Genomic DNA, 7,606 nt, shown 5'->3' on the forward strand with positions numbered 1-7,606 from the left:
GGGTGTCCTTGTATTGGCTGAGTTGGAAGAAACCGCGACTTTAGTGCGCAAAGATGATGATTCTTTGGCAGAAATATTAACGTCGCTTTAAAACATTAAGTTCTTATCGCTGCGCCAGACAGAACAATCTGGAATGGTTGTCGGATTTCTGCCATCAAACTGTAATGCCAACGCCGCAACATCCGGGGCCCAAAGAGAACTCGGATAAGGATGGCGGGCCCGATGGCAAGCAGTGTGTACAGGCGCGAAATGATCAGATGGATGGGTGTCGGTGCCCTGGCACCGTTGCTCGGTGCCTGTTCTGCATTCCCGGGCCAGCGCGGCGGCAATGCCAGCCTGGACCTGTTGTACGTCGCCGACACCCTCGATGCGCGCCAGCCCGGCCAGCCCGTGGTGCCGGCGACCCGCCTGGGCCCGGTCAGCCACCTGGGCCGTGCCCCCTGGATGACCGGCGACAGCGCCAGCGTGGCTCACCCTCAACTCGCGCCTTTGCTCGATGCCAGCCAGGCGGCCGGCGTGCAATTGGGTGGCTATGCCGTGCTCGCGGCCCTGTTGGAACAGCTGCGCGCCGAGGTGGGGCCGGGCAATAGCCTGACCCTCGAGAACGGCCAGGGCTGGAACGGCAGTGGCCTGGCCTATTTGACCCAGGGCGAGAGCGGTGTGCAGGGCAGCCGGCTGTTGGGCAGCGAAGCCCGTGTGAGCAGTGATGAACGCGTGCTTTGGCCACAGCGCAGTGCCGCCCTTTACCACCAGTCTTCAGCGATGACCCTTGCTGCGGGTATTGCCGACGAACAACGCAAAACCTTGGGCCTGGAGCCTCTGCACATTTTCGAGCGCGGCGGTGCACGCATCGCCGTGGTGGGCGTCACCGACCCTTACGCCCAGGACCAGAAAGCCTCGCTCAAACAGTGGTACCAATCGCTGCTGCCGACCTTCGAGCAGGCCCGCCGCGAAGCGGACCTGGTGGTGGCGCTGGCGGATGTCGGTACCGGCCCGGGCCTGTGGCTGGCCGAGCGCGTGGCGCAGATCGACGTGCTGCTCTGCGCACGTGGCCAGGACCTGTGGCCCACGCCTGTGCAGGCGACCCAGGCCAGTGGCCGGCGCATCCCGGTGTTGTTTGCCGGTTGCCGTGGCAGTGGTGCGTTTCGCCTGCGTTGCCAACAGGTTGCCGGGCAATGGCAGTTCGATGGGCGCTTCTTTCCGGCATTGGCCCAGCAACTCTCACCCGCAGCGCAGTTGCGCGCCAGCCAGTTGCAGGCCGAGTTGCGCCAGCAGCGCGCAGGCCATGCAGCGTGGCTCGACCAGCCGCTGGCGGTTGCGCCACAGGCGCTGTGGCGTCGCGACACGCGTGGCGGCAGTTGGGACCGTTTGCTGCACCAGGCCCTGGCCGATGACAGCAGCATGCCGGTGCTGTTGCCGGGCCTGCGCTATGACTACCCATTGGCCGCTGGCCAGGCCATCACGCGCGAGCACCTGATCAGCCTCACCGGCGGCTACCCGGCACCGGTGGTCGAGGCGCCGGCCCGGCAGGTCGAGCAGGTGCTGGAAAACGCCGCCGAGCAACTGTTCGGTGACCCCTTGCTGCTGGACAACAGCCAGGACCTGCCCCGCTGGCAGGGCCAGGCCTGGCAGGTGAGCTACAGCCCGCAAGGCAAGCGCATCACCGGCCTGGATCCGGTGCAGGGCCTGTGCCGCACCTTTGGTCTGCAATTCGAGCCCCAAGCCGGTGAGCCGTTGTGGCAACGGGTCGAGGCCTGGCTCGGGCGGCAGCAGCCGGGTTGGCAACTGGCGGCCTTGCAAGTGCCGCAGGTGCGCTACGTGCAAGGCCACCCAGGCTGGCACCCACGGCAGTTGATGTCATGACATTCGCCGCTCGCCTGATGACCGGTGGCCTGCTGACGCTGGCCGGGTGGCTTGCCGCCCAATGCGTGCTGCAACTGGCGCGCCAGCCGCAACCGGCCAGCGCCCCGGTTACCGTCGACGCCCCGCTGCCGGGGTTGCTGGTCGGCCATTGGCAAGCGCCAGGCGACGACGGCTCGATTGCGCTCACCCGGTTGCCATTGCAGTACCTGGGCGGCCTCAAGGCCAAGCCGTTGTCGGCCAGCGTCGTGGTGCTGCGCTACGGCCAGCAGGTGCGCACCTTGGGCCGCGGCCAGCGCCTGGCACCGGGGATCGTGTTGCAGGACATCGACGCCGATGGCCTGATTTTCGACAACCAGGGGCGGCGCGAACGCTTGCCCTGGCCGCCACGCCCCGCCGTGACCGGCTTCAAGCGGCAAGGATGAACAATGCTGGTGAAATATTGCGTGGCCGCTGCCTTGACCCTGGCTCTTGCTGCGGCCTGGGCAGAAGAACCGGAAACCTTCGATGACAACGGCACCCCGCTTTACGAGGTGAACTTCGTCGACACCGAGCTGGGCGAATTCATCGACAGCGTGTCGCGCATCACCGGCACCACGTTCATCGTCGACCCGCGGGTCAAAGGCAAGGTCACGGTGCGTACCGTCGACCGCCACGATGCCGATGCCATCTACGACATCTTTCTCGCCCAGCTGCGTGCCCAAGGCTATGCCGCGGTCGATCTGCCCAATGGCAGTGTGAAGATCGTCCCCGACCAGGCCGCGCGCCTGGAGCCGGTGCCAGTTGAAGCCGCCGGCAAGCACAGCGAAGGCAGTGATGGCGTGGCCACCCGCGTATTCAATGTGCGTAACGCCGCCAGCGAGCAGATGCTCGGTATTCTCAAGCCGCTGATCGACCCCCGTGTTGGTGTGATCACCCCTTATCCTGCGGCCAACCTGCTGGTGGTCACCGATTGGCGCAGCAACCTCGAACGCATCGACAGCCTGTTGCGCCAGCTTGACCAGGTCAGTGACGAACCGCTGAAGGTCATGCCCCTGCGCCATGCCAGCGCCGCCGACACAGCGCAGTTGCTGACCCGCCTGTTGGCCCGGGAGCAGGGCGCCGACAGCACCCAGGTGGTGGCTGACCCGCGCAGCAATGCCTTGCTGGTACGTGGCAGCACCGACCGTGTGCGAGCCCTGTTGGGCCAGCTCGATCAGCCCAGTGAGAACCGGCACAGCAGCAACACGCAGGTGATCTACCTGCGCCATGCCAATGCTGGCGAAGTGGTGAAGGTGCTGCGCGGGTTGAGCCAGGAAGGCGGTGTGCCCAGCGAGGGAGCAGGCGAAGGCGAGGCCAAGGACAAGCCGGTGATGGCCGCCGCCAGCGATTCGGGCATACGCCTGGAGTACGAGGAGGGCACCAACGCCGTGGTCATGGTCGGCCCCGACAGCGAGCTGGCCGCCTACCGCTCCATCGTCGAGCAGCTGGACATCCGCCGCGCCCAGGTAGTGGTCGAGGCCATCATCGCCGAAGTGTCCGACAGCCGTGCCCAGGAGCTTGGCGTGCAGTGGCTGTTCGCCGACGAAAAGTTCGGCGCCGGCATCGTCAACTTCGGCAGCAACGGGGTGAACATCGCCAACATCGCGGGCGCCGCCGCCAGCGGCGACAACGAAGCGCTGGGCGACCTGCTGTCGGCCACCACGGGCGTGACTGCCGGCATCGGCCACTTCGGCGGTGGCTTCAACTTCGCCATGCTGATCAACGCACTGAAGGGCAAGAGCGGCTTCAACCTGCTGTCCACGCCGACCCTGCTGACCCTGGACAATGCCGAGGCATCGATCCTGGTCGGCCAGGAAGTGCCCTTCGTCACCGGCTCCGTGACGCAGAACAACGCCAACCCCTACCAGACCATCGAGCGCAAGGAAGTCGGGGTGAAGCTGCGCATCAAGCCGCAGATCAACATCGACAACAGCGTACGCCTGGATATCGTTCAGGAAGTCTCGTCGATCGCCGACTCCAGCGCCGCCAGCGATGTGATCACCAACAAGCGCGAGATCAAGACCAAGGTCATGGTCGAGGACAATGGCCTGGTGATTCTTGGCGGCCTGATCAGCGATGAGCTGAGCACCAGCGATCAACGCGTACCGTTTCTTGGGGATATTCCGGGGCTGGGCCGGCTGTTCCGTTCCGAGGCCAGCAAGAACACCAAGCAGAACCTGATGGTCTTCATCCGCCCGCGCATCCTGCGTGACGGGCCGAGCCTGGCGGGTTTGAGCGAAGACAAGTACCGCACCCTGCAGCAGACCACGCCGCTCAAGCTGCCAGGCCTTGCGCAGGACGGCCAGCTGCTGCGGGTATTCCCGGCCAGCCGCGCGCGCCTGGACGGGGGCGACTGGTGATGCTGCCCTATCGCCTTGCGCGTCAGGCCGGGCTGGCCATGGCCCCGGCGGATACCGGCTGGCAGTTGTGGCTGCGCCGCGATGCCGACAGTAACCAACTGCAGGAACTGCTGCGTGTGCATGGCCAGCCCGTGGCACTGCACTACCTGGAAGCTGCGCCGTTCGACGAACGCCTCGGCCAGTTGTATCAGGCCGGGGATGCTGCCACCGAAGCACTGATCGAAGGCATCGGCGAACAGGTTGATCTGGACAGCCTGATGAGCGAAATGCCGCGCATCGAGGACCTGCTCGAAAGCGATGATGAGGCCCCGGTGATCCGCCTGATCAACGGCCTGTTCGGTCAGGCCCTGCGCCTGCGCGCTTCGGACATTCATATCGAGACCTTTGAGCAGAGCCTGGTGGTGCGCCTGCGTGTCGATGGCCACCTGCGCGAGGTATTGCGCCCGCCGCGCGCGTTGTCGGCCATGCTGGTGTCGCGGATCAAGGTCATGGCGCGCCTGGACATCGCCGAGAAGCGCCAGCCCCAGGACGGTCGCATCACCTTGCGCGCCGCCGGGCGTGAGGTGGACGTGCGCGTCTCGACCTTGCCCGGTATCCATGGCGAGCGCGTGGTGATGCGCGTGCTCGACAAGCAGGCCAGCTTGCTGGCGTTGGGCAACCTGGGCATGCCCAACGCAGTGCTGCACGGCCTGCGCAGTTGCCTGACAAGGCCCAACGGTATCGTGCTGTCGACCGGGCCGACCGGCTCGGGCAAGACCACCACCCTGTACGCCAGCCTCAACAGCCTCAATGACGGCAGCCGCAACATCCTCACCGTCGAGGACCCGGTGGAATACGCCATCGCCGGCATTGGCCAGACGGCCATCAATCCGCGCGCCGGGCTGACCTTTGCCACTGGCCTGCGCGCCATCCTGCGCCAGGACCCGGACGTGATCATGCTCGGTGAAATCCGCGACCAGGAAACCGCGCAGATCGCCGTGCAGGCCAGCCTCACCGGCCACTTGGTACTGTCGACGTTGCACACCAACAGCGCAGTGGGCGCGGTCACCCGCTTGCGCGACATGGGCATCGAACCGTTCCTGATCGCCTCATGCCTGCGTGGCGTGCTGGCCCAGCGCCTGGTGCGGCGGCTGTGCCATTGCGCGGTGGCGCAGCCATTGCAGCCGGCCGAACGGGCGCTGTGGCCTGAGCTGGCGGCGCTGGGCAGCAGCTACCACGCGGTGGGCTGCGAGCAATGCCAGGGCACTGGCTATATCGGTCGTTTGGGCCTGTACGAATTCGTCGAACTGGACGCCGGCCTGATCGGCCTGCTGTATGACGGCGCCAGTGAACTGGCCATGCACGACTACCTGGCCGAGCGCCGCCAGAGCCTGGTGGCGATGGCCAGTGATTGCCTGGCCCGCGGCGAGACCAGCCTGGCCGAAGTACTGCGTGTGGTGCAGGGCTGACCCATGCCGACCTTTCGCTACCAGGCCGTTGATCTGGCCGGCAAGACCCACAAAGCCAGCCTGCAGGCCGATACCGAACGCCACGCACGCCAGTTGCTGCGCGAGCAGGGCTTGTTCCCCCGCCAGTTGCAGCGCTTCGAAAGCGGTGCCCGGCAGCCGCGCCGACAACGCCTGAGCCGTGCCCAGCTGTGTGAGCTGACACGCCAGCTGGCGACCTTGACCGGCGCGGGCATCCCGCTGGTCGATGCCTTGGCGACGCTTGAGCGCCAGTTGCGCCAGCCAGCCCTGCACGGGGTGCTGGTGGCTCTGCGTGGCTCGCTCGCCGAGGGCCTGGGCCTGGCTCGTAGCCTGGCCCGCCAGGGCGCGCCGTTCACCGGCCTGTACTGCGCGCTGGTCGAAGCCGGTGAGCGCTCCGGGCGGTTGGCCCAGGTGCTTACCCGGCTGGCAGACCACCTGGAACAGGTGCAGCGCCAGCAGCACAAGGCGCGTACGGCACTGATCTACCCCTGCGTGCTGATGGGCGTGTCACTGGCGGTGGTGATCGGCCTGATGACCTTCGTCGTACCCAAGCTCACCGAACAGTTTGCCCATGCCGGGCAGAGCCTGCCGCTGATCACCTCATTGCTGATCGGCCTGAGCCAAGGCCTGGTGCACGCCGGCCCCTGGCTACTGGGGCTGGCCATCCTCACGTCGCTGCTGGCCAGCTGGTTGCTGCGCAAGCCGCACTGGTGCCTGCGCCGCGACGACCTGCTGTTGCGCCTGCCACGCGTGGGGGGGCTGTTACAGGTGCTGGAGAGTGCCCGCCTGGCGCGCAGCCTGGCGATCCTCACCAGCAGCGGTGTTGCCTTGCTCGAAGCCTTGCAGGTGGCCACTGAAACCGTCGGCAACCGTCGTATCCGCCTGGCCATGGAGCAGGTGCGCCAGCAGGTGCAGGGCGGCACCAGCCTGCACCGGGCGCTGGATGGTTGCCAGCAGTTCCCGCCGTTGCTGGTGAACATGGTCGGCAGTGGCGAGGCAAGCGGCACCCTGGCCGACATGCTCGAGCGCGTGGCCGACGACCAGGAGCGTGGCTTTGCCCGCCAGGTGGATACGGCCATGGCGCTTTTCGAACCCCTGATGATCCTGGTGATGGGCGCCGTAGTGCTGTTCATCGTGCTGGCGGTGCTGCTGCCGATCATGCAGCTCAACCAGGGCCTGCAACTGTAGATGACAAGGAGCAACCCCATGCAGCATCGACGCAAGCGCCAACACGGCTTCACCCTGATGGAAATCATGGTGGTGATTTTCATCATCGGCCTGCTGATCGCCGTGGTCGCGCCCAGCGTGCTCGGCAACCAGGACAAGGCCATGCGGCAGAAGGTCATGGCCGACCTGAGCACGCTCGAGCAGGCGCTGGACATGTACCGGCTGGACAACCTGCGCTTTCCCAGCAATGAGCAAGGCCTGGCTGCGCTGGTGAAAAAACCGACCCAGGAGCCGCTGCCGCGTGCCTGGCGCAGCGATGGTTATGTACGCCGCCTGCCGGAGGACCCGTGGGGCACCCCGTACCAGTACCGCATGCCTGGCGAGCATGGCCGGGTCGATGTGTATTCGTTGGGCGCCGATGGTGTACAGGGCGGCGAAGGCCAGGACGCCGACCTGGGTAACTGGGCGCTGTGAGCGATGCGCCCACAGCGCGGTTTCAGCCTGCTCGAATTGCTGGTGGTGCTGGCCATCGCCGGCCTCATGACCGGGCTTGCGGTGGCCTGGCTGGACAGCGGCAAGGCCAGCGTCGATCAGGCGTTGCAGCGGCTGGCGGCGCACGTCCACACCCAGGCTGCACTGGCCCGGCATGCCGGGCAATTGCGCGGGCTGCGCTGGACCGGCCAACACCCGGAGTTCGTGCGGCGAGAGCGCGAGGGCTGGGTGGCCGAACCG

Annotated in this window: 7 protein-coding genes; all 7 read left to right on the top strand. The window is 66.4% G+C overall.

All coding sequences use genetic code 11. The features are described 5' to 3' along the window. The first annotated feature begins 222 nt into the window (after positions 1 to 222). A complete protein-coding gene (locus BLX42_RS03675) occupies positions 223 to 1,863 on the top strand; it encodes a lipoprotein UxpA (RefSeq protein ID WP_161871168.1) in 1,641 nt (546 codons plus the stop codon). Continuing rightward, complete coding sequence (locus BLX42_RS03680) at positions 1,860 to 2,285, top strand: pilus assembly protein PilZ (RefSeq protein WP_115273988.1); 426 nt, start codon at positions 1,860 to 1,862, stop codon at positions 2,283 to 2,285. The genes BLX42_RS03675 and BLX42_RS03680 overlap by 4 nt, the downstream gene beginning before the upstream one ends. Positions 2,286 to 2,306: 21 nt before the next feature. Continuing rightward, positions 2,307 to 4,241: a type II secretion system secretin GspD gene (gspD, locus tag BLX42_RS03685; RefSeq protein WP_371316846.1), complete on the top strand. Its 1,935-nt coding sequence runs from the start codon at positions 2,307 to 2,309 to the stop codon at positions 4,239 to 4,241. Beyond that, the gene (locus tag BLX42_RS03690; RefSeq protein WP_161871169.1) at positions 4,241 to 5,689 is read left to right on the top strand and encodes a GspE/PulE family protein; all 1,449 of its coding nucleotides are present in this window, start codon (positions 4,241 to 4,243) and stop codon (positions 5,687 to 5,689) included. The genes gspD and BLX42_RS03690 overlap by 1 nt, the downstream gene beginning before the upstream one ends. 3 nt (positions 5,690 to 5,692) lie before the next feature. Then, positions 5,693 to 6,895, top strand: coding sequence for a type II secretion system inner membrane protein GspF (gene gspF, locus BLX42_RS03695; RefSeq protein ID WP_012315992.1), 1,203 nt, complete (start codon positions 5,693 to 5,695; stop codon positions 6,893 to 6,895). Between the two features lie 18 nt (positions 6,896 to 6,913). After that, positions 6,914 to 7,348, top strand: a complete 435-nt coding sequence (gspG, locus tag BLX42_RS03700; protein WP_046784384.1) for a type II secretion system major pseudopilin GspG — start codon at positions 6,914 to 6,916, stop codon at positions 7,346 to 7,348. 3 nt (positions 7,349 to 7,351) lie between these two features. Continuing rightward, positions 7,352 to 7,606 (top strand): type II secretion system minor pseudopilin GspH (gene gspH / locus BLX42_RS03705; RefSeq protein ID WP_161871170.1); only part of this gene is annotated, 255 nt, incomplete at its 3' end.

The organism is Pseudomonas sp. SG-MS2, assembly GCF_009933855.1.
Lineage (GTDB): Bacteria > Pseudomonadota > Gammaproteobacteria > Pseudomonadales > Pseudomonadaceae > Aquipseudomonas > Aquipseudomonas putida_E.